This window comes from Arthrobacter sp. Y3223164 (genome assembly GCF_059091005.1).
The window spans coordinates 1-567 of the sequence record NZ_JBNHGF010000795.1 but is presented as its reverse complement, the minus strand read 5'-3'; the positions used below and the strand labels follow the sequence as shown (position 1 = coordinate 567).

Here is a 567-nt window from a genome sequence, read left to right as displayed (position 1 = left end):
CGGCCCGTGACGCGGGCCCGTGACGCGGGCCGGGGGCGCGGGCCGCGTCACGGGCGGTGCTTCACAGAGCGGTAACCGGTGCACCTCCCGCGCGGGCCGAACCATAAACTGGTGGCATGACCGACCCCCGCCTTGCCGATGATTACGACCCGACCGCCAGCTCCCTCTCCGATCAGGTGGCGCCCGAGGTGATGGCGGAGCTGTTGGCGGTGCGGGGAAGCATCGACAACATCGACGCGACGCTGGTCTATCTGCTCGCCGAGCGGTTCAAGGCCACCCAGCGGGTGGGGTACCTGAAGGCCGCGCACAAACTGCCGCCGGCCGACCCCGACCGCGAGACCGCCCAGATCAACCGGTTGCGGCGGCTGGCCGAAGAAGCGCATTTGGATCCGGCCTTTGCCGAGAAGTTCCTGAACTTCATCATTTCGGAGGTCATCAGGCACCACCAGGCCATCTCCGACGAGCACAACGGCGGCAACTGACATGGCCGCCGGTTCCCACGGGCCTGCCGCCGACGTGCCTGCCGGGCCCGGGCGGCCCGCCCACGTGAGCGCCACCGGGCTGGGC

At 70.2% G+C, this 567-nt stretch carries 1 protein-coding gene; it reads left to right on the top strand.

Annotation, left to right across the window (positions count from 1 at the left end; all coding sequences use genetic code 11):
• Positions 1-116 precede the first annotated feature (116 nt).
• A complete protein-coding gene (locus AC5RUJ_RS18065) occupies positions 117-482 on the top strand; it encodes a chorismate mutase (RefSeq protein WP_494012522.1) in 366 nt (121 codons plus the stop codon).
• The last annotated feature ends 85 nt before the right edge of the window (positions 483-567 follow it).